The 24,283-nt window shown below is 73.3% G+C and carries 21 protein-coding genes; 8 read left to right on the plus strand and 13 right to left on the minus strand.

All coding sequences use genetic code 11. From position 1 onward, the window contains the following. Window positions 1-477: 477 nt before the first annotated feature. Complete coding sequence (locus AB0F52_RS43550) at window positions 478-1,548, plus strand: neutral zinc metallopeptidase (protein WP_360183913.1); 1,071 nt, start codon at window positions 478-480, stop codon at window positions 1,546-1,548. A 6-nt stretch (window positions 1,549-1,554) separates the two neighbouring features. Here AB0F52_RS43550 and AB0F52_RS43555 read toward each other — a convergent pair whose 3' ends face one another. After that, a complete protein-coding gene (locus AB0F52_RS43555) occupies window positions 1,555-1,923 on the minus strand; it encodes a VOC family protein (RefSeq protein ID WP_360183915.1) in 369 nt (122 codons plus the stop codon). Between the two features lie 153 nt (window positions 1,924-2,076). Next, entirely contained in the window at window positions 2,077-3,024 is a 948-nt protein-coding gene (locus AB0F52_RS43560; protein ID WP_360183917.1) for an RDD family protein, read from the minus strand. A gap of 34 nt (window positions 3,025-3,058) precedes the next feature. Here AB0F52_RS43560 and AB0F52_RS43565 point away from each other — a divergent pair, with 34 nt between their 5' ends. Then, entirely contained in the window at window positions 3,059-4,066 is a 1,008-nt protein-coding gene (locus AB0F52_RS43565; RefSeq protein WP_360183919.1) for a stage II sporulation protein M, read from the plus strand. 1 nt (window position 4,067) lies between these two features. Here AB0F52_RS43565 and AB0F52_RS43570 read toward each other — a convergent pair whose 3' ends face one another. From AB0F52_RS43570 to AB0F52_RS43590, 5 genes are read right to left on the minus strand one after another with little or no spacing between them, the layout of a single operon-like run. Further along, window positions 4,068-5,360: a DUF58 domain-containing protein gene (locus tag AB0F52_RS43570; RefSeq protein ID WP_360183921.1), complete on the minus strand. Its 1,293-nt coding sequence runs from the start codon at window positions 5,358-5,360 to the stop codon at window positions 4,068-4,070. A 1-nt stretch (window position 5,361) separates the two neighbouring features. After that, window positions 5,362-6,333 carry a MoxR family ATPase gene (locus AB0F52_RS43575; protein ID WP_013223047.1) on the minus strand — a complete coding sequence of 324 codons (972 nt, stop codon included), beginning with the start codon at window positions 6,331-6,333 and terminating at the stop codon, window positions 5,362-5,364. Beyond that, window positions 6,330-7,469, minus strand: coding sequence for a DUF4350 domain-containing protein (locus AB0F52_RS43580; RefSeq protein WP_360183923.1), 1,140 nt, complete (start codon window positions 7,467-7,469; stop codon window positions 6,330-6,332). Before AB0F52_RS43580 ends, AB0F52_RS43575 begins: the two co-directional genes overlap by 4 nt. Before the next feature lie 34 nt (window positions 7,470-7,503). After that, window positions 7,504-8,145 (minus strand): DUF4129 domain-containing protein, encoded by a 642-nt coding sequence (locus AB0F52_RS43585; protein WP_360183925.1) that lies wholly within the window; start codon window positions 8,143-8,145, stop codon window positions 7,504-7,506. After that, the gene (locus AB0F52_RS43590; protein ID WP_360183927.1) at window positions 8,139-9,332 is read right to left on the minus strand and encodes a hypothetical protein; all 1,194 of its coding nucleotides are present in this window, start codon (window positions 9,330-9,332) and stop codon (window positions 8,139-8,141) included. The genes AB0F52_RS43585 and AB0F52_RS43590 overlap by 7 nt, the downstream gene beginning before the upstream one ends. Window positions 9,333-9,630: 298 nt before the next feature. Between AB0F52_RS43590 and AB0F52_RS43595 the strand changes: the two genes are divergently transcribed. Continuing rightward, window positions 9,631-10,605: a neutral zinc metallopeptidase gene (locus AB0F52_RS43595; protein WP_360183929.1), complete on the plus strand. Its 975-nt coding sequence runs from the start codon at window positions 9,631-9,633 to the stop codon at window positions 10,603-10,605. On the opposite strand, the gene AB0F52_RS43600 is transcribed toward AB0F52_RS43595, so the two are convergent. Together AB0F52_RS43600 and AB0F52_RS43605 are read right to left on the minus strand one after the other, a co-directional pair. After that, entirely contained in the window at window positions 10,598-11,047 is a 450-nt protein-coding gene (locus AB0F52_RS43600) for a hypothetical protein (RefSeq protein ID WP_360183981.1), read from the minus strand. The genes AB0F52_RS43595 and AB0F52_RS43600 overlap by 8 nt on opposite strands. An 81-nt stretch (window positions 11,048-11,128) precedes the next feature. Next, window positions 11,129-12,208 carry a potassium channel family protein gene (locus AB0F52_RS43605; RefSeq protein ID WP_360183931.1) on the minus strand — a complete coding sequence of 360 codons (1,080 nt, stop codon included), beginning with the start codon at window positions 12,206-12,208 and terminating at the stop codon, window positions 11,129-11,131. A gap of 79 nt (window positions 12,209-12,287) precedes the next feature. Between AB0F52_RS43605 and AB0F52_RS43610 the strand changes: the two genes are divergently transcribed. Beyond that, window positions 12,288-12,656 (plus strand): hypothetical protein, encoded by a 369-nt coding sequence (locus tag AB0F52_RS43610; protein ID WP_360183933.1) that lies wholly within the window; start codon window positions 12,288-12,290, stop codon window positions 12,654-12,656. A gap of 146 nt (window positions 12,657-12,802) precedes the next feature. Here the strand turns inward: AB0F52_RS43610 and AB0F52_RS43615 are convergent, their stop codons facing one another. Together AB0F52_RS43615 and AB0F52_RS43620 are read right to left on the minus strand one after the other, a co-directional pair. Beyond that, window positions 12,803-16,045 (minus strand): ATP-dependent DNA helicase, encoded by a 3,243-nt coding sequence (locus AB0F52_RS43615; RefSeq protein WP_360183935.1) that lies wholly within the window; start codon window positions 16,043-16,045, stop codon window positions 12,803-12,805. 139 nt (window positions 16,046-16,184) lie between these two features. Continuing rightward, window positions 16,185-19,358 carry an ATP-dependent DNA helicase gene (locus AB0F52_RS43620; RefSeq protein ID WP_360183983.1) on the minus strand — a complete coding sequence of 1,058 codons (3,174 nt, stop codon included), beginning with the start codon at window positions 19,356-19,358 and terminating at the stop codon, window positions 16,185-16,187. A gap of 235 nt (window positions 19,359-19,593) precedes the next feature. On the opposite strand from AB0F52_RS43620, the gene AB0F52_RS43625 reads away from it, so the two are divergent. Both AB0F52_RS43625 and AB0F52_RS43630 read left to right on the plus strand, forming a co-directional pair. Next, entirely contained in the window at window positions 19,594-19,917 is a 324-nt protein-coding gene (locus AB0F52_RS43625; protein WP_360183937.1) for an MGMT family protein, read from the plus strand. Window positions 19,918-19,945: 28 nt separating this feature from the next. Continuing rightward, complete coding sequence (locus AB0F52_RS43630) at window positions 19,946-20,761, plus strand: siderophore-interacting protein (RefSeq protein WP_360183939.1); 816 nt, start codon at window positions 19,946-19,948, stop codon at window positions 20,759-20,761. Here the strand turns inward: AB0F52_RS43630 and AB0F52_RS43635 are convergent, their stop codons facing one another. Together AB0F52_RS43635 and AB0F52_RS43640 are read right to left on the minus strand one after the other, a co-directional pair. Further along, window positions 20,762-21,571 (minus strand): uroporphyrinogen-III synthase, encoded by an 810-nt coding sequence (locus AB0F52_RS43635; RefSeq protein WP_360183941.1) that lies wholly within the window; start codon window positions 21,569-21,571, stop codon window positions 20,762-20,764. Further along, window positions 21,564-22,532, minus strand: a complete 969-nt coding sequence (locus AB0F52_RS43640) for a YafY family protein (protein WP_360183943.1) — start codon at window positions 22,530-22,532, stop codon at window positions 21,564-21,566. The genes AB0F52_RS43635 and AB0F52_RS43640 overlap by 8 nt, the downstream gene beginning before the upstream one ends. A 63-nt stretch (window positions 22,533-22,595) precedes the next feature. Between AB0F52_RS43640 and AB0F52_RS43645 the strand changes: the two genes are divergently transcribed. Next, complete coding sequence (locus AB0F52_RS43645) at window positions 22,596-22,991, plus strand: DUF3224 domain-containing protein (RefSeq protein WP_360183945.1); 396 nt, start codon at window positions 22,596-22,598, stop codon at window positions 22,989-22,991. Window positions 22,992-23,000: 9 nt separating this feature from the next. After that, window positions 23,001-24,104 carry a crosslink repair DNA glycosylase YcaQ family protein gene (locus AB0F52_RS43650; RefSeq protein WP_360183947.1) on the plus strand — a complete coding sequence of 368 codons (1,104 nt, stop codon included), beginning with the start codon at window positions 23,001-23,003 and terminating at the stop codon, window positions 24,102-24,104. Window positions 24,105-24,283 lie beyond the last annotated feature (179 nt).

Here is a 24,283-nt window from a genome sequence, read left to right on the forward strand (position 1 = left end):
CACTCGATCTATGCTGACGCCCGGAACGGCGCGATCACCGCAGGTACGCCGCTTCCGACGGGGAAATCGCACGGGGGGTTCCACTCGATGACGCACGGCCCGCAGGGTCCTGGTCCCGGTCCGCAGGACCCGCGCCGCCCGCTGCCGCCACCGGGAGCGCGCCCACTGCCGCCGCCGGGGGTGCGGCCGTTGCCGGGGCAGGGTGGGCCGCCGAACCGCTTCGGTGCGCCCGGCCAGCAGCCACCAGGTCCTGGCCGCCCGCCCGGCCAAGCTGGACCGCCCGCAGCACCCGGGCCACCCACCCCCTTCGGCACGCCCACCCAGCAACCGCAAAGCCCCTTCGGTGCGCCGGCGCCGGGTGTCCCGCAGCCGCCGCCTGCCCCGTACGGGCCGCCCACCGGGCCGTACCGCCGTCCCCTTCCGCCGCCCGCGCGGGCCCCTCTGCCGCCGCCGGCCGCCGCTGCTGCGCCCGTCTTCGTGCCGGGCTATGCCGGGCCGTCCTCCTTCGGGCCGCGGTTCGCGCCCGGCTACACCCCCTACGTCGCCAAGAAGTCGAACGCCGGGGTGATCGTCGCGGTCGCCCTCTTCGCGATCGTCGTCGTCGCGGGTGGGCTCGTCGCCGCCGTCGCGCTGTCCGGGAACCACCAGCGGCACGTCGCCGACGCCGGCTACTCCAGCACCTACCCGACCACCACCGACGAGACCACCACCGAGCCGAGCACCACCGCGACCACCTCCTCCACCGAGGAACCGACCACGCGTCCGGCCCGCACCACCGAGCGCGAGACACCGACGTCGCGTCCCCCCGCCGGGCCGCGCTCGGTCGTGGCCACCGGGGACAACCCGCTCTTCGGCGGCGCGGACTACGGCCTGCAGAACGTCCCGTGCTCACTGAGCCACTGGGCGACCGACCAGAGCAGCGTCACGCGCTTCTTCCAGTCCGGCATCGCCTGCCTCGACGCGATGTGGTCGCGCATGCTCGGCGCCGTCGACCTGCCGTTCCGGACGCCGAACCTGTCGGTGCCGCGGTCGCTGTCGGAATCGTCGACGCCGTGCGGCAGCGGGGGCACCACCACCGGCGTCACGCCGTTCTACTGCTCGGCGAACAACACGATCTACATGCCGATGGACCGGATCGAGCTCGACGTGTGGGGGAACCACCCCGGCCCGTACCTGTCGATCCTGGCCCACGAGTACGGCCACCACGTGCAGAACATGTCCGGCATCACGGAGGCGTTCGCCAACCAGCGCTACGACGCGGGCGCCGACTCGGCGGCCGGCCTGGAACTGTCGCGGCGCCTGGAACTCGAGGCGCAGTGCTTCTCCGGGATGTTCCTCGGCTCGGCCTCGGTTTCCGGCGGCTCGGTCGACAAGAACATCTACAACGAAGCCTGGAACGCCCAGGACCGCGGCGACGACTACGCCCGCAACGGCAAACGCGACCACGGCAGCGCCAAGCACAACATCAGCTGGTGGCAGCACGGTGCTTCGAAAAACCGGAACCAGCAGTGCAACACGTGGCTTTCGCCATCGGGTGACGTCTCGTAGCGCCGGTCAGCCGCGGTCGTGGAGCGTGACGTGGTAACCGTCGGGGTCGGCGAAGGTGAACGTGCGGCCGAAGGGACCGTCGATCGGGGCGGAGACGATGGGGTGCCCGTCGGCGGCGAGAGCGTCGTGGATGGCCTGGACGTCGGTCGCGTGGAGCCAGATCGCCGCACCGATGCCGGGCTGGGCGACGGAGGCGAGATCGGTGCCGGGGACGATGTCGCGGAGCGCGAACGCGATCGGCTTCGTCTCGAAGACGACGGCGTGCGGCGGTCCGGCCGGCGAGCGGACGAGGCCGAGGTACCGCTCGTAGAACGCCTGCGACGCGGTGAGATCGCGCGCTTGGAGCGAGATGAAGTCGGGGCCGGTGGCGGGCATGGTGTGCTCCTTTTCGCTTGATGTCAGGTTCCTGACACACACCACCGTATGTCAGGATCCTGACATACGTCAAGACGACATCGCCCGGAACCGGGCGCGGCTCATTGGCCGCCTTGTGGTTGTCGTCCGCGAAGGAAAGTCTCGGAGCGCCCGTCAGCTGGGCGGGGTGAAGGGGTTCTCCACGGGCATCGGCGTGCCGGACGGCGGCGTCGGGGGCTCCGGCTGGGCGGCGGGCCGAACGGCCTCCGGGTGCGGCCCCGCCGGCGGCCATGGCGGCCCAGCGGACCCCGGGTAGGGCGCCACCGGCGGGTAACCGGGCCGGTCCTGAGCCGCATACGCCTGGAACGCCCGGGCGTGGTCGCGGTTGCGCCGCTCCGCCAGCACCGCCGCCAGGAACGCCCACGGCGGCACCTCGGGCGGCACCGGCGTGCCCAGCGCGTTCCCCATCTGCTGCGCGAGCCCCCAGCCCAGCGCGTGCGACGCCTCCGGCCGCAGCTCGCGGAACCGGGCGAGGAACTGGCGGCTCGCCAGCGCGAGGTCGTCCGGCAACCGCGTCAGGTCGAGCTGCGCCGCCCAGCCCTCGAGGCCCGGCGGCATGGCGACCGCCGCGTACGCGGCGGTCGACGGGGCCCGGTCGCGGACCACCAGCGTCCCGGCCAGGAAGTCGCCCACGCGGCGGCCGTTCGACGAGCACAGCGACACGATCACCGCGACCGCGCCGAACAACCCGAGCGCCCAGAAGTCCACGACGAAGCCGGCCAGCCCGCGCACCAGCGCGTGCCGGAACCGGATCGGGCCGCCGTCGACGCGCACCACCCGCAGGCCCACCGCCATCTTGCCGAGCGAACGGCCGCGCGAGAGCGTCTCGAACACGACCGGGTAGCCGACCATGACCAGCACCACGAAGACCAGCAGCACCGTCAGGACCAGCGATTCGTCGGCGCCCGGCATCACGAACGAGAGCACCATGATCGCCGCCAGCAGCAGCGCGAGCTGCAGGAGCACGTCCAGCGCCATCGCCAGTGCGCGGCTGGCGAGCTTGGCCACGCGCAGGTCCAGGACGACCGCTTCGCCGGTGACCAGCTCCGATTCCTCGTGCACGCTGCCCAGCGTATCGACGGATAGGGTGGTCGGCGTGGATGTGGACGTGTTCGTCGCCGCGCACGCGGCGGAGTGGACCCGGCTCGGTGAGCTGATCCGGCGCGGCGGCAAGCTGACCGGGCCGGAAGCCGACGAGCTGGTGACGCTCTACCAGCGGACCGCGACGCACCTGTCGATCGTGCGGTCGGTCGCGCCGGACCCGGCCCTGCTCGGCCGGCTGTCCGATCTGGTCGCCCGCGGCCGGTCGGCGGTCTCCGGGGCGCACAACCCGGCCTGGCGCGAGGTCGCCCGCTTCTTCACCCACCGGTTCCCCGCCGCGGTCTACCTGTCGCGGCGCTGGTGGATCCCGGCCGCGCTGGCGTCGATCGCGGTGATGGTGGTGATCGCCGTCTGGGTCGCGCGCGACCCGCTCGTGCGCGCGTCGCTGGGCACCCCGGACGAGCTGAGCGAGCTGACCAAGCCCGGCGGCCAGGCGGAGAACTACTACTCGACCGGGCCGGCGGCGTCCTTCGCGGCGCACGTCTGGACGAACAACGCGTGGGTGGCGGCGACCTGCCTGTTCCTCGGCGTCGCGCTGGGCCTGCCGGTGATCGGCGCGCTCTGGCTCAATTCGCTCAACGCCGGGCTGATCATCGGCGCGATGAGCGCGGCCGGCCGCGGCGACGTGATGATCGGTCTCCTGCTCCCCCACGGTCTTCTGGAGCTGACGGCGGTGTTCGTCGCGGCGGGCACCGGCTTGCGGCTCGGCTGGACGGTGATCGACCCGGGCCGCCGCTCCCGCACGGCCGCGCTCGCCGAACAGGGCCGGTCGGTGGTGGTGATGGCGCTCGGGCTGACGTGCGTGCTGTTCGTGTCCGGGGTGATCGAGGCGTTCGTGACCCCGTCGGGCTGGCCGACGTGGTTGCGCGTCGGCATCGGCGCACTGGCCGAAATCGCTTTCTTGACTTACGTTTTCACGCTCGGCCGCCGGGCGGCGAAGGACGGCGAGGTGGGCGACCTCGAGGCCCGCGACGCCGGTGACGCCCTGCCGGAAGCCGCCTGACTCACAGCCGTCCGGCGGCTTTCAAAGCCAGGTAACGGTCCGCGAGCGCCGGCGGCAGCTCCTCCGGGACCGCGTCCACCACGCTCACCCCGTGCCGCACCAACCGCTCGGTGACCCGCAGGCGCTCGGCCGTCGTGCGCGCCGCCGATGCCGCGTCGTAGACCGCTTCCGCGTCGCCGCGGGCCGCCAGCATCTCCGCCACCCGGGGGTCCGCGACCGACGCCACCACCAGCTCGTGCCGCCCGGTCAGCGTGCTCAGCACCGGGAACAACCCCTCCTCCAGCGGCGCCGCGTCCAGCCCGGTCAGCAACACGACCAGGGCCCGGCGGCGGGTTCGCCGGAGCACTTCCGCGATCATGCCGCGCGCGTCCGTCTCGACCAGCGACGGCTCGAGCGGCGCCATCGCGTTCACCAGCGACGTCAGCAGCGAAGCTCCCGACGAACCCTGCACCGCCGCCCGCAACCGCCGGTCGTAGGCCAGCAGGTCGACGCGGTCGCCGGCCCGGGAAGCCAGTGCTGCCAGCAGCAACGCCGCGTCCATCGCCGCGTCGAGCCGGGGCGCGTCGCCCACCCGGCCCGCCGAGACGCGGCCCGTGTCGAGCACCAGCACGACGTGCCGGTCGCGCTCGGGGCGCCAGGTCCGGACCATGACGTCGTGCGCCCGCGCGGTCGCCCGCCAGTCGATGGACCGGACGTCGTCGCCGATGACGTACTCGCGCAGCGAGTCGAATTCCGTGCCCTGGCCCCGGATCAGCACCGCGTTGCGGCCGTCGAGCTGCTGCAGCCGCGCCAGCCGGGACGGCAGGTGCTTGCGGCTGTGGAACGGCGGCAGCACCCGGACCGTCCACGGCACCGCGTGCGAACCCTGCCGCGCGGCCAGGCCCAGCGGCCCGACCGACCGGACCGTCACCCGCGCCGCCGTCCGGTCACCCCGCCGCGACGGCCGCAACGCCGTCACCAGCGCCCGGCGCTCCCCCGCCGGGACGCGCAGGGAATGGCGGTCGGACGCGCCGGCGCTCGGTGGCCACGCGTCGCGCAGCTGCCCGCGCACCGCGCGGCCACCGGGGTTCGCGACCACCAGCGTCACCTCGCACGGCTCGCCGAGCCGGACCGAAGTGTCGCCCGAGCGCGAAAACGTCAGCGCCCGCACGCTTCCCGCCAGCACGAGGTCGACGACGACGAGCACCAGCAGCACCGCGGCGACCGCCAGCATCCCCGTGCCCGACGGCAGGAGCAGCCCGACCACCAGCGCACCGAACAGCGCCAGCAGCCCGAGCCTTCCGGTGACGGCCATGTCAGCGCGGCACGGGCACGGACGCGAGCACGCGGTCCAGCACGCCGTCCGCGGTGACGCCCTCGAGCTCCGCCTCCGGCCGGACGTCCAGGCGGTGCCGCAGCGCGGGCCGGGCGAGGGCCTTGACGTCGTCGGGGGTCGCGTAGTCGCGCCCGGCGAGCCACGCCCAGGCGCGGGTCACCGCGAGCAACGCCGTGGCACCACGGGGGGAAACGCCGATCCGCACCGACGGCAGCTGCCGCGTCGCCCGGCACAGGTCGACGACGTACCCGATCACCTCGGGCCCGATCGTCACGCGGGCCACGGCTTCGCGCGCCGCGGCGAGTTCGGGGGCACCGGCGACCGCGCGCAGGCCCGCCGCGGCCAGGTTCCGCGGGTCGAAGCCCTGGGCGTGCCGCCAGAGGATCCCGATCTCGTCTTCGCGCGAGGGCGCCGGCATGGTCAGCTTGAGCAGGAACCGGTCCAGCTGCGCTTCCGGCAGCGGGTAGGTGCCCTCGTACTCCACCGGGTTCTGGGTGGCGATCACGATGAACGGGTCGGGCAGCGGCCGCGACTTGCCGTCGATCGAGACCTGCCGCTCCTCCATCGCCTCCAGCAGCGACGACTGCGTCTTCGGCGGGGTCCGGTTGATCTCGTCGGCGAGCAGCAGGTTCGTGAACACCGGCCCCTCCCGGAAGGAGAACTCGCCGCTGTGCGCGTCGTAGACGATCGACCCGGTGACGTCGCCGGGCATCAGGTCCGGGGTGAACTGCACGCGCGTGGTCTCCAGGTCCAGCGCCGCCGCCAGCGCCCGCACGAGCAGCGTCTTCGCCACGCCCGGGACGCCTTCGAGCAGCACGTGCCCCCGGCAGAGCAGCGCCAGGATCAGCCCGGTGACGGCGGCTTCGTTGCCGACGACGGCCTTGCCGACCTCGGCGCGCAACGCGATCAGCGCGTCGCGGGCCCCGGTCGCGTTCTCGGTACCGCTGGTCAAGTTCGCCCTGCCTCTCGTTCCACCTGATCGAGTTCGCCGGCCAGCCGGACCAGCGCGGGGTCGTCCGGCACCGGCGGGCCGTAGAGGACCGCGCCGACGTCGTGGGGCGGCCGGTGCGTCCGCGTGCTCACCGACTCCACCAGCGCCGCCGGGTCGGCGTCGCGCGGCAGGCCCAGCGCGGTCCGCAGCCGGCCGCGCGCGGCTTCCCGCAGCGTCTCGCCCGCGTGCCCGGCCGCCTTGGCCCGCCGGTACAGCCGGGCGCGGCCTTCCGCCGTTTCGGCCGCGCGGACGACGATCGGCAGCGGCTCGGTGACCACCGGGCCGAGCCGGCGGGCCCGCCACAACGCCAGCAGGGCGACGGCGACGAACGCCTGCGCGGCCCCGAAGTACCAGCCGTCCGGGATGAGGTCGAAGATCGACCGGCGGGAGCCGTCGAGCGCCGGGTCCGATGTGGCCGGCAGGTACCAGACGAGCTTCGGGTGCGCGCCGAGCAGGCGCAGCCCCAGCGCCGCGTTGCCCTGTTCGGCGAGCCGGGCGTTGGTCAGCGGGGCCGGTGAGCCGAGCAGCGTCGTCGTGCCGCCGCCGTCGGCGAGCTGCAGCAGCGTGCCGCCGCCGTCCTCGCCGGGGTAGCACGAGCGCGCACCGGGCGAGGCGTAGCCGATCCCGCCGAGCGTGACCTCGCCCGCCGCGACCGCCGCGGCGACCGTGCACTGCGGCGGCAGCGTCCCGACATCGCTGTGGCCGGCCTGGTGCACCAGCGGCAGCGAATCACGCAACGTCGGCTCCCCCGGCGTCACCAGGACGACGTCGGCCGCGCGCTCGCGCAGCGCGTCGAACCGCTTCGCCGGGGCCAGGTCGGGTGCGGTGACGAGCAGCGTCGCGTCGTCGCCGATCTCGGCGTCCGCTTCGGCGATCGTGTGCACGGTCCGGACGTCGACGCCCTGGTCCTTCAGCAGTTTCGCGAGCGCGTGCGCGCCACCGGGTTCGTACGAGCCGGGCTCGAGGGCGCCGTGGGTCTGCTCGCCGCGGCCGAGCAGGAGCAGGGCACCGGCGATGAAGATCAGGGCGAGGAGCGCGAGGGGAACGCGGGCCCCGCGCCAGATCCGGTTCAGGTCGGGCGAAACCGCTGTGCTCATGCCACCTCCGCGGGAAAGAGCACGTCGGCGGGGCTCACGGGGCCGCCATGGCGACCGGTCGCTCACGGCGGCAGCGTTCGTCCAGCTCGGTCAGCGTGCGGTACGCCGCTTCGGTGCCTTCGCGGCCGCCGTAGTGGACGTCGTCGAAGAGCCGGGCGCCCTGCCTCAGCTGGTCCGCGACGTTCGGCAGCAGCAGGCCGGCCTCGGCGGCGGCCTCGTCCGCCGTCCGGCCGGAGCGGGAGTCGAGCAGCGCGCGTTCCTCCAGGGCCCGCACGACGGCGCGGAACCGGTCGCGGACGGCGTCGCCGAACCGGCCCGCGGCGGCGGCTTCCTCGGCCGCCCGGCGGTAGTCGCCCGCGCTCTTGCGCTGCCCGCCGAAGACGACGCGATCGGCCCGCGCGGAGCCGGCCATCTTGCCGGTGCGGAGCCGGATCACCACGACGAGCACGATCAGCAGCGCGACGACCAGCACCACCCCGAAGATCCCGCCGGGGACATCCGAAGACAGGCTGCTCAGCAGCTTCTCCAGCTGCTCCCCGAGCCACTGGCCGATCTGCTGCAGGAAACCCGGACGGGCGTCGCGGTACTTCGGGTCCGACAGCTCCTTTTCGGCCGCGCGGCGGGCCGCGTCCCGGTCGATGTCGACCGGGACGTCGATGAGCCGGAAGGTCACCACGCCTGGGGCGGCTGCACCCCGGCGGCGCGGGCCAGCTCGATGTCCATGCCTTCGCGGCGCATCCGCTGGTCGAGGTACACGATCACGGTGACCAGCGCGATGAACGGGATCGAGATGGTGCCGGCGATGATCTGCCCGGCCGACGCCAGCAGCAGGTCACCGGTGCCCGGCACGATCACCTTGGCCGGGTTGAGCATCTGGCTGAACGTGCCGCTGCCGATGGTGAACGGCAGCTGGATGATGCTCTCGAAGAACGACCCGATGATCCGGGCCAGCAGCAGCACGCCGAGCACCCGCCAGAAGGCGCCGCCGACCAGCTTGACCGACCGCGCGAACGCCTCCCGGAACGTGCCGCGCTCGAGCACGAGCGCCGGGGCGGCCAGCGCCCAGAACACCCAGGCGAGCACGCCCGGGAAGATGCAGAGCACGACGCCGATGGTGGTCAGGAGCGCGTAGCCGAACGCCACGCCGAGCAGCGGCAGCAGCCGCGGCTGCACCTCGCGCCAGGCGAGGCCGAAACTGACCTCGCGGCCCAGCACGGCGCGGCCCATCACCGCGGCCATCAGGCCGGTGGTGACGGTCAGCAGGAACGTCGAGACCAGCGTCTGGGAGACCAGCACCAAGACGGCGTCGCCGAACGTGCCGAAGACGGCGTCGCGGAGCTCCTCGTTGGTCGCCGCGGGACCGAGCCGGACCGTCGACGGGAAGCGCTCCAGGTCCGTGAACAGGTACTTCTGCAGGACGAACGTGACGGCGGCGCCGATCACCGCCATCACCGCGCCGATGCCGAGGACCAGCAACGCGTGCCGGCGGATCGCCGTGATCGCGCCGTCGAGGATGTCGCCGATGTTGAGCGGCCGCAGCGCGATCACACCGGGCTTGCCGAGCCCGTGCGGGTTCCAGCGCGGCTGCTGGAACTGCGGCTGCTGGAACTGCGGCTGGGCGCCGAACGGCGGCAGCGCCTCCGGCCGGTGGCCCGGCCCGTGCTGCCAGCCCGGCGGCGGGGTCGGCGGTGCGGCCTGCGCGTCCGGCGCCTGCCAGCCTCGCGGCGGCGTCGCCGGTGACGCGGTGTGATCTTCGGGCCGGTTCGGCTCACCCGATCCGGGGGCGTGAGCCTGGGGGACGCCCTGGCTCGGAGTCGGCGTGTCGGCGCCCTCGCCGCCGGGCGCGCCACCGGTGTCTGTCATCGAAGCCCCTCGCCTGCAGTACCTGCTTGCGTTCACTCTCTCAGAGCCGGTTGCACCCGGCCAGACCTGGGGTGACGTCGGTGCGCCGTGACCGCACGCGCACGGACGGGTGCGAGCCGACCCATTCCCCCGATATGCTGAATGGCGGGATCGGGTACCCCCGGTCCGTACCGAGACCCTTCGGGACTGCCTAGTGACGCAACCGCCCCCCGGCCAGGTACCGCCTCGCGGGACCGTCCAGCCGCCGCCGGTGCCGGATGCGCAACCGGATCTTCCGTGGCTCGGCCGCCCGCACACCGTGTCCGCACCCAGGCGCCGTTCGCCGGCGGCGGTGATCGGCGTGTGCCTCGGCGCGGTCGCCGTGCTGGTGCTCGGCCTGGTCGCGATCGTGGCCCTCAACCGCGACAACACCCCCCTGGCCAACCCGAACCTGCGCGACGTCCCGTCGTCGCAGGACGTTCCCCCGCAGCAGCTGCCACCCGGTGGCGCGGGTGCCCCGGCGTCGGCGTCGAGCCCGGCGACCGAGCTGTCGACGCCCAGCCCGACCGGCCCGCAGAAGATCCTCAAGCTGGCCGACCACCCGATCCTGCAGGACCCCAACGCCGGCCTCCAGAACCGCGTCTGCACGCTGCCCGCCTGGCAGAGCACGCAGGCCGGCGCCGAAGCGTTCTTCACCGCGGCCAGCAAGTGCCTCGACGCGGCGTGGGGCCCGTTCCTCACGGCCTACCAGCTGCCGTTCACGCCGCCGTCGCTGCACTTCCCGACCGGCGCGAGCTTCGAGACCGAGTGCGGCACCATCCAGGTGGGCATCGCGACGGCCGCGTACTACTGCGAAAACAACCTGTACGTCCCGTTCCGCGGCCTGCAGACCGACCAGTACGGCAACAACCCCGGCGTCTACCTGGCCCTGTTCGCCCACGAGTACGGCCACCACGTGCAGGAGGTCGCCGGGCTGATGGACGCGGCCTGGCAGAAGATCTACGAGGCCGGCCAGAACAGCCCGGCCGGGCTCGAGATGTCGCGGCGCAAGGAACTGCAGGCCCAGTGCTTCTCGGGAATGTTCCTCGGCGCGCACGTCGAACAGGGCGGCACAGTCACCCGCGACATGTACAACAAGGCCTGGAACGACCAGGAGACCCGCGGCGACAACACCTCCCGCAGCCACGACCACGGGACGAACGCGCACTACGCGTCCTGGTGGCGAGCGGGCGCGACGAGCAACCGGATCTCCGACTGCAACACCTTCGCGGCGCCGTCGTCCGAGGTCAGCTAGCGGTTTTGGGTCTGGCTGTGGCGGGCCCGGCCGTCTTGGGTCGCAGCGGGATGCTCAGCCAGAGGTAGACGAACATCCCGCCGGAGAAGCACGCGAACACCAGCAGCGCCAGGCCGAGCGGGCGCCGGGCGTCCGACGCGCCCATCGACGTGTCCGCGAGGGTGACGGCGACCGGGCCCTGGTCCGCCACCACGTCCGGCACGGCGACCTCGACGCGTTCGCCCGGGCCGTGCCCGCAGCCGTCGAGCGTGCCTTCGTGGGCCTTCCCGCCGACGGTGAACTTGACGGTTTCCTTCGCGTCCGGCCGGTCGCACGGCGCCGGCTTGGTCACCTCGGCCTGCACCGGCACGCCCAGGACTTCGTTGCCGATGCCGAGCAGCCCGGGCCCGGCCAGCCAGGCGAGCAGCACGACGAGCACGCCCGCCGCGGCGGGGATCGCCACCGTGGGCCACTTGAGGGCGAGAGGTCGCGGGGGCACCTGGTCATGGTTCCAGATCCCGCGGGCAAAACCCAGGTGCCCTGGTCAGCGCTCGATCTTCTCCGCCTGCGTCACCTTCTTGACGTAAAGCAGCTTGTCGCCCGGCTCGATGGCGTCGGCCTGCGGCGCGTCAACGCGGTAGAGAACGCCGTCGCGGACCAGGCCGAGGACGAGGTCGGACAGGTGCCGCGGCGACCCGCCCTCTTCGGACGGTTCGACCGCGCGCTCGGCGATCGCCAGGCCCGATTCGGGGGTCAGCAGGTCTTCCATGATGTCCACGACCAGCGGTGTCGACGTCGCCATGCCGAGCAGCCGCCCGGCCGTCTCGCTGGAGACGACGACCTGGTTGGCGCCGGACTGCTTGAGCAGGTGGACGTTTTCCGCCTCCCGCACCGACGCGACGATGTGCGCCTTGGGCGCCAGCTCGCGGGCGGTGAGCGTGACGAGCACCGCCGTGTCGTCGCGGTTCGGGGCGACCACGACCGCGCGGGCGTGCTGCACCGCGGCGACGCGCAGGACGTCGGACCGGGTCGCCGACCCGTGCACGGCGACGAGACCGAGCGCGCTGGCCGCGTCGAGGGCCTGCTGGTCGGTGTCGACGACGACGATCTGGCCCGGGGCGATGTTCTCGTCGCCGAGCAGCGCGTTGACGGCGGACCGGCCCTTGGTGCCGAACCCGACGACGACCGTGTGGTCGCGCACCTTCGTCCTCCACTTCTGGATCTTGAACGCCTGGCGGGAGCGCTCGGTGAGCACCTCGAGGGTGGTCCCGACCAGGACGATGAGGAAGAGCACCCGCAGCGGCGTGATCACCAGGACGTTCACCAGCCGGGCGGACGACGTGGCCGGCGCGATGTCGCCGTAGCCGGTCGTCGACAGCGAGACCGTGGCGTAGTACAGGCTGTCCAGCAAGGACAGGCCGTCGCCGTTGGCGTCGCGGTAGCCGTCACGGTCGACGTAGACGATGATCACCGTGGCCAGCAGCGCGAGCGTCGCCCCGATGATCCGCTTGACGATCGCGCGGAGCGGGCTGACCGTCAGTTCCGGCATCCGCAGGATGCCGACGAGCTCGTGGTCGGGCCGATCGGTGAGACTGCCCAGCGGCAACCGTTTGAGGGCCCTCATGCTGGCTCGTGTCGAGCGTCACTCACGCCCGGAGGATAGCCGAACCGGAGACCGTGCCGCCGCGTGAAACGATGAGTTCATGGCAACCTCGCAACGGCCCGCCCACGTGCTGGCCGGCGTGCTGGGCACGATGGGCGTCCTGCACTTCGCCGTCCCCAAGCCGTTCGACGGCCTGATCCCGGCTTCGCTGCCGGGTTCGCGCCGGGCGTGGACGTACGGGTCGGGCGTGGCGGAGCTGACCATCGCGGCCGCGGTGGCGGCCCCGCGCACCCGCCGCCTCGGCGGCCTGGCGGCGGCGCTGCTGTTCCTGGGCGTCTTCCCGGGCAACGTCAAGATGGCCGTGGACGCCCGGCGCGCCCCCGCTCCCCGCCGCGCGATGGCCTGGGCCCGCCTCCCCCTCCAGTGGCCCTTGATCGCCTGGGCCCTGAAGGTCCGCGACAACGCCTGACCCGCGTGATCAGGCGGGCATCTCACGTGTCTGAGCGGGCATCTCGCGTGATTGGCGGGGCATCTCGGCCGATGCCCCTCTGATCACGCGAGATGCCCCTCCAGTCACGCGAGATGCCCCTCCAGTCACGTGAGATGCCCCGCTGGTCACGCCTCGGGGATGTCGCGGAGGAGGCGGCGGAGGGCTTCCGGGTCCAGGAGGTCGGCCGGGCGGATCGTGCGGTTCGCGCGGACGTAGTGGAAGGCCGCGCGGACCTGCTCCACCGGGACGTTCTTCAGGGCCGCCCAGGCCATCCGGTACGCCGCGAGCTGGACCGACAGGGCCGGGATCCGGGACTCCGGCGGGACCGCGCCGGTCTTCCAGTCGACCACCGTCCAGCCGCCGTCGGGGTCGGCGAAGACCGCGTCCATGCGGCCGCGCAGGGTGAGGCCTTCGACGTCGGCCGAAAACGTCACCTCCACCGCCACCGGGACCCGCGACGCCCACTCGCTCTTCTCGAACTCCGTCTGCAGCTCCTCGAAGTCCGCGTCGGGGGCCTCGCCGAAGTCGGCCGCGCCCGGGAGGTCGTCGATCTCGATGAGCTGGTCGCCCGCGAACCGGCGTTCGAGCCAGCCGTGGAACTCCGTGCCGCGGCGGGCGAAGCTGTTGGGCTCCACCGGGAGCGGCCGGCGCAGGTCGGCGGCGAGCCGGGCGGCGTCGTCGGCCAGGGCGACCAGCTGGCTCACCGAAAGCCGCGACGGCAACGGGACCAGCTTGACGTGGTCGTCCTTGCGCGCCCACTCCTCCAGCAGGACGTCGGTGTCGGTCAGCCAGCCGTCGGGGTCGTCGTCCTCTTCGGACACTTCCTCGTCCGGCGGCGAGGCGAGCGCCTCGGACACGAGCTCTACGCCGGTCTGCACGCCGGTGCGGCGGTCGGAGAGGGGGTCGACCGGCCAGCGCGCCGCCCGCGAGTCCGAGACGAGCGGGTTCTCGTCGTCCTCGGTGGGTTCCGGCGCCCACTCCGCGAGCTGCCCGGCGCCGGTCTCGCGCACGACGTCGGCGATCTCGGTGAGGAACTCCGACGGCCCCTTCGCCCGGCTGCTGCTTTCGTTCCACCAGTGCCCGGAGACGATCAGTGCGTGCTCGGACCGCGTCAGCGCGACGTAGCAGAGCCGCCGTTCCTCCGCCTGCTCCCGCTCGACGAACCCGGCTTCGTGCAGCTCCAGTCCTTCTTGGACTTCCTTGCGGTCGTAGCCCTCGGCGATCCGCAATTCGGGCAGGTCCTCGGCGTCGCCCCGCAACGCGGCCGGCAGCGACGTCGCGGTCCGCAGCCACGACGACGACCGCCGCCGCCCGGGGAACACGTCGTGCACCAGGTGCGGCACGGCGACGACTTCCCACTCGAGCCCCTTCGCCGAGTGCACGGTCAGCACCTGCACGCGGTCCGGGACGACCTCGACCTCGCCCGGGGTGAGCCCGTCCTCGGCGTGCGCGGCGGTGTTGAGGTAGTCCACAAAGGACAGCAGGGTCGCCGTCGGCGCCGTCTCGGCGTAGTCGGTGACGACTTCGGCGAACGCGTCCAGGTGCGCCCGTCCCGCGGAGCCGGGCCGGGCCAGGGATTCGACGTCCAGGAGCATCGTGCGTTCGACGTCGGCGACGAGCTCCGGCAGCGACTGGTCGAGCCGCCGCCGCAGCGCGGCCAGCTCCCAGCCGATCCGCCGGATGCGTTTGTACCCCTCCTCGGAGTACCGCGCCGGGTCGCCCGGCTCGTCGACGGCGTCGATCAGCCCGGCCTGCTCGACGCGCTCGACGACCAGTTCCGGTGTGTCCGGCTTCTCCGGGCTGGACAGCTCGCCGGCCCGCCGCCACAGCGCGGCGACGTCGGCGGCCGAGAGCCGCCAGCGCGCACCGGTCAGCAGCCGGGCCGCGGCGCTCCCGGACAGCGGGTCGGCCAGCACCTTCAGCGTCGAAACGAGGTCCGCGACCTCGGGCTCGTCCAGCAGCCCGCCGAGCCCGACGACCTCGACCGGCAGCCCGCGCGCCCGCAGTTCGGCCGCGATCGGGGCCATGTCGGCCCGGCGCCGCACGAGCACCGCGGCGGTCGGCGGCTTGCCGGCCTGTTCCTGGTGGGCGTACCAGCGCCGGGCGAGCGCGTCGGCGACCCACGCGCGTTCGGCGCGGATGTCCGGCAGCAGCGCGCACGCGATGTCCGCGGGCCCGGCGCCTTCGCGCGCCCGCAGCCGCTCGACGCCGAGGCCGCGGGCGCGCAGCGGTTCGGCGATCGCGTTCGCGAGGTCCAGGATCTCCGGTGGGTTGCGGAAACTGGTCAGCAGCCCGAATTCGTGCGCGGGGACGAGCCGTTCGCCGTCGAAGCGCGGGAAGTCCGTGGTGAACCGGGGCAGGTTGGCCGCGCTGGCACCACGCCAGCCGTAGATGGCCTGCGCGGGGTCGCCGACAGCGGTGACCGGCATCGGCGGGTTCTCGACGCCGCCGAACAGCGCCCGCAGCAGCACGCGCTGGGCGTGCCCGGTGTCCTGGTACTCGTCGAGCAGCACGGCGCCGTAGCGCTCACGTTCCCCGCGCACGACCGACGGGTAGCCGCCGGCCAGCTGGGCGGCGAGCGACATCTGGTCGGCGAAGTCCAGCGCGCCTTCGTTGCGCTTGCGGCGGTGGTAGTCGTCGACGAGCGGCAGCAGCGCGAGCCGGAAGTGTTGCGCGGCCATGATTTCGGTGAGCTTCTGCGGCAGCGCGGCCCGCTGTCCCTTGGCGCGCGGCGCGTTCTCGATGACGCGGCACAGCCACGTCGTGTACTCGGCGAGCTGCTCGGTGGAGACGAGGTGCTCGCCCAGCTCCCCGGCCAGGGTGAGCACGTCGGCGGTCACGGTCGGCGGGACGCGATCGGTGTCGAGTTCGTTGTCCCAAGTGGACACCACGCGGTGCGCGATCTGCCACGAAGACGTTTCGGAGAGGAGCCGGACGCCGGGCTGGACCGGGAGACGGAGGCCGTGTTCGGACAGCAGGCGCCCGGCGTAGGCGTGGTAGGTGAGGACGGTGGGTTCGCCGGCGACCACAGTGGACCGCAGGCCGCCGGTCGGGTCGAGCCGGTCGAGCAGGCCGGAGCCGGCGAGGCGGCGGAGCCGGGCCCGGACGCGCTCGCCGAGCTGGCGCGCGGCTTTGCGGGTGAAGGTGAGGCCGAGGACGCGATCGGGGCTGACGATGCCGTTGGCGACGAGCCAGACGACCCGCGCGGCCATGGTTTCGGTCTTCCCGGCCCCGGCCCCGGCGACGACGAGCGACGGTTCGACGGGCGCGGCGATGACGGTGGCCTGTTCGGGCGTGGGCCGGTGCAGGCCGAGGGCATCGGCGAGTTCGGCGGGCTCGACGGGGTTGGCGATGAGGAGCGGGCTCACGGGCGCCCTCCACCGCGGCCCACCACTGCAGTGAATGACTCATTCATATCGCCGGAGGTCAGGAATGAGTCATTCACCGCGTCTGCCTCGAACGTCAGGAATGAGTCATTCACTGCATCGGGGCGGTGGCTCGGACCGGTCATGGCCCCGGCACCTGCCGCCCCTCGGGGCGCAGCGGGCAGCACCCGCGCGCCGGGCAGCGGTCGCAGTCCGGGTTCTCCTGGGCCTGGTAGTCCGGCCCAGCCGCCGAGGCCGCCGCCTTCTGGACCAGCTCCAGCCACTGCTTGCCGCCCACTTCGTCGAGCGGTGGCTGCGACCGCTCCGTCGCCCCCGTCTTGTTGTTGGCCTTCGCGACGTACACCAGCCGCGCGCCGCCGGCCTCGGTGCGGCCCTCGATCGCCCCCAGCAGCACCGCCAGCTGGTACGCCGCCAGCTGCGGGTGCGCCTCGGCCTCCGCGCCGGACACCGGGACCTTGCCCGTCTTGATGTCCACGATGACCGGTCGACCCGAAGCGTCCAGCTCCACCCGGTCGACCCGCCCGCGCAGCAGCACCCGGACCTCGTCCGAACCACCCGCCGGCAGCTCGACCTCGATGTCCTGCTCGACCCCGGCTTCCTTCAGCTCCGCACGGCTGCGCTCCAGCCAGGTCGTGAAGTTCCGCAGCATCTGTTCGACGCGACGCCGTTCACGCCGGGAAAACCACGGCGCGCCCGCGTCGACGCGCACCCAGGCCTCGTCCAGCGCGGCCTGCAGTTCCGCGTCGGTGCTCCCCGAAGCCACCGCTTGCGCGAGCCCGTGCACGAGCGTCCCCGTCACCGCCGCCAGCTGGGCCGGGTCGCTGCCGCCGTGGCGCTCGATCATCCAGCGCAGCGGGCACTTCGTCAGAATCTCCACTGTGGACGGTGAGATCCGGATGAGGTCGCCCGGCGGGTGCACCGGCTCGTCGCTGGACGCGGGCAGCAGGCCGTACCACGTCGACGGGTGCGCGCCCGGAACGCGAGCATCGGCCAGCCGCGCCAGCTGCTTCGCCGCCCGGCGGCGGCGTGCGGGGTCGGCCTTGTCGTCGCAGACGACCTCGCGCAGCTCCCCCACCAGCTCGGCGAGCACCAGCGACCGGCCCGGCGGCTTCATCCGCGAGTCGAGCCCGCCGTCGTCGGCGCCGTTCTCCTCCAGGTCGTCGAGGAACCGGGACGGCCGCTCGTCCTCCCCCGACACCGCCGTGACCAGCAGCGTCTGCTTCGCCCGGCTCATCGCGAGGTAGAACAGGCGCCGCTCCTCGGCGAGGATCGGCGCGGTCTGGGAGACGGCGTCGTCGTCGACCCCGGCCATCAGGTCCTTCAGCCGCTCCACCCCGAGCACGGACCCCCGCAGCCGCAGGTCCGGCCACGCGCCCTCCTGGACACCGGCGACGGCGACGACCGTCCACTCGCGACCGGCGGCGGCGTGCGCGGTGAGCAGCGAGACACCGTCGGACGGGACGGCCGCCGGCGCCAGCGTGTCACCCGCGATCCGTTGTGCGCCAAGGTAGTCGGCGAAGGAGGCGACGCTCGCGCGGGGCAGCCGGTCGACGTACCGGCCGGCGGCGTCGAACAGCGCGACGACGGCGTCGAGGTCGCGGTCGGCCTGCGCCCCCAGCGACCCGCCGCGCTCGACCTGCTTCAGCAGCTTGTCCTGGAGCCCGCTTTCCCGCCACAGCTGCCACAGCACCTGCTCGACACCCTCACCGCGGGTCACGGCCTGGTGCGTGACGCGCAGCAGCCCGCCGACGCGCCGCACCGGCTCGGCCTCGGCGTCGGCCAGCCCGGCCAGGATGTCCCCACCGCGCAACGCTTCCACCAGCAGTTCGTCGCTCGAGCGCTGTCCACCGCCTGCCAGTTCGAGCCGGCGCAGGCCGCGCCGCAACCGCCGCAGCGCCAGGGGGTCCGCGCCGCCGAGAGCGGACGAAAGCAGCATCTCGGCGAGGTCGATGTCGAGCAGTTCGGGCGACGGCGCCAGCTTCAGCACGGCCAGCAGCGGCCGCACCGCGGACTGCTTGGCCAGCGGCAGCTCCTCGGTCGCCGACCCGATCGGGACGCCGGCCGCGCGCAACGCGCGTTGCAGCACCAGGAAAGTCCGCGCGGGCGACCGGACGAGCACCGCGATCTCCGACCACGGCACACCGTCGACGAGGTGCGCGCGGCGGAGCTGGTCGGCGATCCAGCTCGCTTCGGCGGCCGGGGTCGGCATCACGCGGACGCGGACGGTCCCCCCGGAAGCACCCGCGGGCGGGACGATCTTGCGGTGCGCCGACGCGCCCGGCAGTGTCGCGCCGATCTTGGCCACCGCGAGCCGCACGGCCGGGGCGAGCCGGTGGGCCGTGGTGAGCGTGACGGTCCGGCTGCCGTCCGGGTCGGCGTCGGCGAACAGGCTCGCGTCGGCGCCGCGGAAGGAGAACACGTTCTGGTCGGGGTCGCCGGCCACCACGAACTCGGCCGCGGTGTGCCCGATCATCCGGACCAGGCCGGTCTGCAGCGGGTCGAGGTGGTGGGCGTCGTCGACGAACAGGTGCCGGACGCGGGTGCGCTCGCGTTCGCGCAGCTCGTCGTCGTCCTCCAGGGCGAGCAGCGCGGAGGTGACCAGCTCGGCGGCGTCCAGCGCGGGCGCGCTCGCCACGCCGAGTGCGTTGCCGCCCGCGCCCTGCAGCTGCGTGACTTCTTCGTACTGCGCCCAGAAGTGCCCGGCGGCGATCCACTCCTCGCGCCCGCGGCGGCGGCCCAGCTCGACGAGGTCCCCGGGGCCGAGCCCGCGCTCGGCCGCACGCATCAGCAGGTCGCGCAGTTCTTCGGCGAAGCCGGGGACCACCAGGGCCGGCCGCAGCTGCTCGGGCCAGTACTCGGCCTCTTCGTCGAGGTCACCGGCCAGGAGCTCGCGGACGACGACGTCCTGCTCGGCCCCGGCGAGCAGGCGCGGCGGCGGGAGCTCTTCGGCCATCGCCTCCAGCCGCAGCAGTGAATACGCGTAGGAGTGCACGGTGCGCACGAGGGGCTCGCGGACGGTCCGGGGCAGCGGCCGCGCCAGGTCGGGATCGGCGGTGAGCCGCCGCGTGATGTCGGCACGCAACGCGTCGGCGGACTTGCGGGACGTGGTGAGCACGAGCACGCTCTCCGGGTCGGCGCCCTCGGCGATGCGGCGGGTGGCGGCCGAGGCCAGCAGTGCCGTCTTGCCGGTGCCCGGGCCGCCGAGCACGCGGAGGAACCCGCCGGGTGCGGAGAGCACGCGCCGGGCGCCTTCGTCCCAGGTGAACGAGGGTGTGGCGGTGATCGGCGTGCGCACCAGCCGCGCGTCCGCCTGCGCCGTTCGCCTCCCGTTCACCCCGCGATGGAACCACGCCCGGTCCCCCGGGTGGCGCACCGGCACGGCTTAGCGGGGCTTCGTTCGGTGAAGGCGCCCGGCGGTGCGGCGGACGGCCACGAAAAGTGTCGGTGACATCCGGGGCTCCGCCCCAAGCCGGGGGCTCCGCCACCCGAACCCCCGAAAAAATGTCGTACCCGTACGGCACAGTGTCGGTATGGACGACGTTCTGCACGAGCGCGTGCGGGAAATCATCGAGTCCGTGCCGGCCGGCACGGTCGCGACGTACGGCGACATCGCGGCCCTCGCCGGCGCGCCTTCGCCGCGGATGGTCGGCGCCATCCTGGCCGAGGACGGGCACGACCTGCCGTGGCACCGGATCCTGCGCGCGAACGGCACCCCGGCGCCGCACCTGGTCCACGACCAGCTGGAGCGGCTGCGCGCGGAGGGTGTCCTGGCCGACGGCCAGCGCGTCGACCTGCGGAAGTACCGGTGGAAACCGGACGGAGAGGAGGAAACGGGACCCGAAGGGCTGTTCTAACCCCATATTATTAGGTTAGCCTCGCCTAATGACGACGCAGGAGGCTCTGACCTACCACCGTGCCGCGGTGAGCGCGGTCCGCCCGATCACCCCGCACATGGTGCGGGCGACCTTCGCCGCGGAGAGTTTCCGCGAGGTGCCGGCCGGGGCGCCCGACCAGTACGTCAAGGTGTTCTTCCCGCTGCCGGGGCAGGACGCGCCGGTGCTGCCGGAAACGGGCTCCGACGTCATGTCCTGGTACCGGACGTACCTGGCGATGCCGGACGACGTCCGCCCGCCGATGCGCACGTACACGGTTCGAGCCCACCGCCCGGAAGCGGCGGAGATCGACGTCGACTTCGTGCTGCACGGCGATTCGGGGCTGGCCTCGGCGTGGGCGTCGCGGGCGGCACCGGGCGACCGGGTGACGTTCGCCGGGCCGTACGGGCTGTACGCGCCGCCTGAGACTTGCGACTGGCAGCTGCTGGTGGGCGACGAGACGGCGCTGCCGGCGATCGGCGCGATCGTCGAGCAGCTCCCGCCGGGCGCGCGGGCTTCGGTGTACGTCGAGCTGGCGGACCGCGCGGCGCGGCAGACGTTCGAGACGCGCGGAGCGGTGGAGATCCACTGGGTCCTGCGGGGATCGCGGCCGCTGGGAGAGGCGTTGCTGGCGACACTGCGGGGAGCGGTGTTCCCGGGTGGGACGCCGTACGCGTGGGTGTCCGGCGAGGCCGGAGTGGTGAAGTCGGTGCGGCGCCACCTGGTGCGTGAGCGCGAGGTCGGCAAGCGGCTGATCTGCTTCACGGGGTACTGGCGGCAAGGGATGAGCGAGGAAGCCGTGGCCCGGGAAGCCGTGCAGGCCTGACTACCCCTTGCCGAGCTTCGTGACCAGCAGCTTCACCAAAGCGCCCAGGCGCTGGCGGTCCGGCTGCAGCGTCTCGATGCCCGCCGCCTCCAGCGGGGCCGCGGTCACCGGGCCGACGCACGCCACCACCAGCGGGCCGCGCAGAGCCGCCAAAAGCTCGTCGTAGCGGCCGGAGGTGCGGGCCAGCGTCAGGAAGTTCGCCGCCGCCGGGGCACTCGTGAAGGCCAGTGCGTCCAGCTCACCCGTCACGATCGCGTCGATCAGCTCGTGCACGGGAGTCACGTCCGGCGGCGAATGCCAGCGGTACGGCTGCACCTGCACCAGGGAGGCGCCGGCCCGCACCAGCGGATCGGTGAGCTCCGGCAGCGGCGTTCCGTGCAGCTGGACGGCGACCCGCTCGCCACCGACCCCGGCCGCGGTCAGCGCTTCGAACAGTTCCGCGTTGCTCTCCGAGACGGCCGAGAAGGACTCGCGCAGGCCGGCGCCGCGGACCGCGCCCACCGCCTTCGGACCGCGGGCGTAGATCCGGGACGCCCCCAGCGCCGCCACGAGCCGATCGCGCAGGTCCCAGCCTTCGGCCGCGTCGAGCCAGCCGCGGAAGCCCGCACCCGTCGTGACCACCGTGAACCCGACCGGGGCCGCCAGCGCGGCTTCGGTGCCCGCGCGCAGCTCGGGGTCGCTGTCCAGGGGCACGATGGTGATCGTCGGCGCGTGCCGGACCTCGGCGCCGTAGCGTTCGAGAGCACCGATGAATTCGCCGGCCCGGCGCTCGGCCGTCACGCCGATCGCGGTGCCGCTCAGCTCACCCATAGAACGCGCCCATCTCTTCGATCGCTTCGGCCAGCTCCGCCCGCAGGTCCGCCGGGGCGAGGACCTCCAGGTGCGGCCCGAAGCGCAGCAGCTCACCGATGGCCGGTTCGCCCGGCTCCACCGGCAGCTCCACGGTGAGCCAGCCGTCCGCGTCGGGCTCGTTGCGGCAGTCGCGCAACGCGCGGGCGCCGACGGAACCTGCGTAGAACGGTACGAGAGCCTGGGCCCGAGGGGAAAGCCGCACCACCGCGACGCGCGGGTACATCCGGCGTTCGAACTGCTCGGACCACTCCTGCCAGTACCGCGCGAGGTCGAACCCGGCCGGCCGCTCGAACACCTCGCCGAGGTCGGTCAGCTCCAGCACCCGCGAAATGCGGTACGTCCGGTCGGTGCCGTCGCAGCGGCCCGCGAGGTACCAGTTGCCCGCCTTGAGGATCAGCCCGAGCGGCTCCAGCTCCCGCTCGACGACCCGCTGCCCCCACCGTTCGTAGCGGATCCGGATCCGGTGCGACGACCACACGGCGTCGGCGATCGCCGACAGTGTGGGCAGGCTTTCGATGCCCCGGTGCCAGCCGGGAACGTCCAGGTAGAACCGCTCGGCGACCCGGCCGGCCCGGTCGCGCAGCTCGGCGGGCAGCGCCGCGTACAGCTTGAGCTGCGCCGCCGCCAGCACCGTGCCGAGCCCCAGCTCGGCGGCCGCCACCGGCAGGCCGGCCAGTGACAGCGACTGGGCCTCTTCCTCGGTCATCCCGGTGAGCCGGGTGCGGTAGCCGTCGACCAGCCGGTAGCCGCCGGTGCGGCCGCGGTCGGCGTACACCGGGACGCCGGACGCCGAGAGCGCGTCGATGTCCCGGTAGACCGTCCGCACCGAGACCTCGAGCTCTTCGGCCAGCTCCTCGGCCGTCATCCGGCCGCGGTTCTGCAGCAGCAGGAGGACGGACAGGAGGCGGCTCGCGCGCATGACTCGAATTCTGGCAGAAATACCTGACACAAGCTGACAGGTATGCCCGGCAGAGTGGTCCCCATGAACGGATTCACCACGAAGAACTGGGAAGAGAAGATCGTCAGCGGGACCGAAGGTGGCCCCCGGGTGGCGTACGCGCACGCCACCTTCGCGTACGAAGGCGTCATCGAGGCTGAGTCGATCTGCGACCTTCTGCTGTACTACGCGGGCGAAGGGTACGAAAGCGGTCAGACGACGTCGCCGTGCTTCGAGCGCTTCGAGGGCAAAGTCGACGGTCGCGAAGGGACGTTCATCGTGCGCCACGAGTACACGTTCGACGCCAAGGGCATCGCCTCGACGTTCACCGTCGTCCCGGGCTCCGGCACCGGCGAGCTGGCCGGGATCACCGGCAGCGGCACCGCCGGGGGCGCCCTGGGCGAGGACAAGGTGGCCTACACCTTCGAGTACGCGTTCTAGGAGCCGCACGTGGACCGCCGTCAGGTACTCGCCTACCGCATCGCCGAGCACGGCCTGCACCGCTCGGCGCGGGACGTCGCCGACCTCGCCGTCGTCCGGGCCGGGCTGCAGGACAGCATGCGTGACACCGCGCTGCTCGCCCTCGCCGCCCGGCTCGACGGCCCGGCGTCCCCCGCGGACGACGAGCGGCTGGTCCTGGCCTGGACGTTGCGCGGTGCGCCGCACTACCACCTGCGTCCGGACCTGCCCGAAGCGATCCGCGCGCTGGTGCCGCTGGACGACGCGGACGCGCTGGCCCGGATGCTGTGGCAGCGCAAGGAAATGGCGGCGACCGGGCTGGCCGCGACCGAGGTGGTCTTCACGGCGGCCGCCGCGCTCCGGAAGGTCGTCACGAAGCCGATGACGAAGGGCGCGGTTTCGACGGCGGTCACGAAGGCGCTGCCGCCGTCGTTCTCGCGGTGGTGCCGGGGTTGCCAGGCAACCCACATCCAGGAGCAGCTGATGCGCATCGCGACACCGCACGCCGGGGTCCGCCTGGTCGCGGGGGCATCGCCGGCGACGCTGGCTCCGCTGGAGGGCCGAGGCCGGCTGCGGAAGACGCCGGACCCGGCCGCGGCGACGGCGGTGATCGAGCGGTACCTGCGGCTCAACGGCCCGGCGTCCCCGGGCGAAGCGGCGGAGTTCGCGGGCACGGCCCGGGCGGTGGTCGACCGCACGTGGCCGGCGGACCTGGTTCCGGTGGACGTCGAGGGCAAGACGCGCTATCTGCCGGCAGACCGGCTCCCGGCCTTGGAGAACCCCCCGGAGCCGGACCTGGTACGGCTGCTGCCGCCGCTGGACCCGTTCATCCAGGCACGCGACAAGGCGCTGCTGGTCCCGGATCCGGCGCGGCGCAAGGAAGTCTGGAAGATGCTGGGCAACCCGGGAGTCTTGCTGGCGGACGGCGACGTCGCGGGAACGTGGCGCACGAAGGGCAGCGGCGCGAAGCTGACGTTCACACTGACGGCCTTCGACCCCTTGCGCCCGGCGGTACGCGAGGAGGCGGAAGCCGAGGCGGCCCGGGTGGCGGCGGCCCGGGGCTTCGAGAAGCACGCGGTCACCTGGGCCGGCTGACCACCGCCCGCGGGGGCGCCCCCCGTTTTCCACGCTACCGGAAGGCACCGACAATTCCGGTCTGTCTGCTGGGCCCGGAGGTGGGGGGTGGTGGTTATTGGGGGGGCGGAGTGGCCCCCGGGTGATTATAGGGAATTGGGTGGCGACGCCGGGGGGGCGGCAGCGCTCTGGGGGGGGTT

The organism is Amycolatopsis sp. NPDC024027, assembly GCF_040638975.1.
Lineage (GTDB): Bacteria > Actinomycetota > Actinomycetes > Mycobacteriales > Pseudonocardiaceae > Amycolatopsis.

Bases quoted from the DNA above. Each gene is read 5' to 3' on its own strand.
- AB0F52_RS43630 (WP_360183939.1), top strand. From the start codon at position 19,946: ATGACGACGCAGGAGGCTCTGACCTACCACCGTGCCGCGGTGAGCGCG.
- AB0F52_RS43625 (WP_360183937.1), top strand. From the start codon at position 19,594: ATGGACGACGTTCTGCACGAGCGCGTGCGGGAAATCATCGAGTCCGTG.
- AB0F52_RS43640 (WP_360183943.1), bottom strand. From the start codon at position 22,532: ATGCGCGCGAGCCGCCTCCTGTCCGTCCTCCTGCTGCTGCAGAACCGC.
- AB0F52_RS43645 (WP_360183945.1), top strand. From the start codon at position 22,596: ATGAACGGATTCACCACGAAGAACTGGGAAGAGAAGATCGTCAGCGGG.
- AB0F52_RS43605 (WP_360183931.1), bottom strand. From the start codon at position 12,208: ATGAGGGCCCTCAAACGGTTGCCGCTGGGCAGTCTCACCGATCGGCCC.
- AB0F52_RS43570 (WP_360183921.1), bottom strand. From the start codon at position 5,360: ATGGCCGTCACCGGAAGGCTCGGGCTGCTGGCGCTGTTCGGTGCGCTG.
- AB0F52_RS43610 (WP_360183933.1), top strand. From the start codon at position 12,288: ATGGCAACCTCGCAACGGCCCGCCCACGTGCTGGCCGGCGTGCTGGGC.
- AB0F52_RS43590 (WP_360183927.1), bottom strand. From the start codon at position 9,332: ATGACAGACACCGGTGGCGCGCCCGGCGGCGAGGGCGCCGACACGCCG.
- AB0F52_RS43555 (WP_360183915.1), bottom strand. From the start codon at position 1,923: ATGCCCGCCACCGGCCCCGACTTCATCTCGCTCCAAGCGCGCGATCTC.
- AB0F52_RS43580 (WP_360183923.1), bottom strand. From the start codon at position 7,469: ATGAGCACAGCGGTTTCGCCCGACCTGAACCGGATCTGGCGCGGGGCC.
- AB0F52_RS43635 (WP_360183941.1), bottom strand. From the start codon at position 21,571: ATGGGTGAGCTGAGCGGCACCGCGATCGGCGTGACGGCCGAGCGCCGG.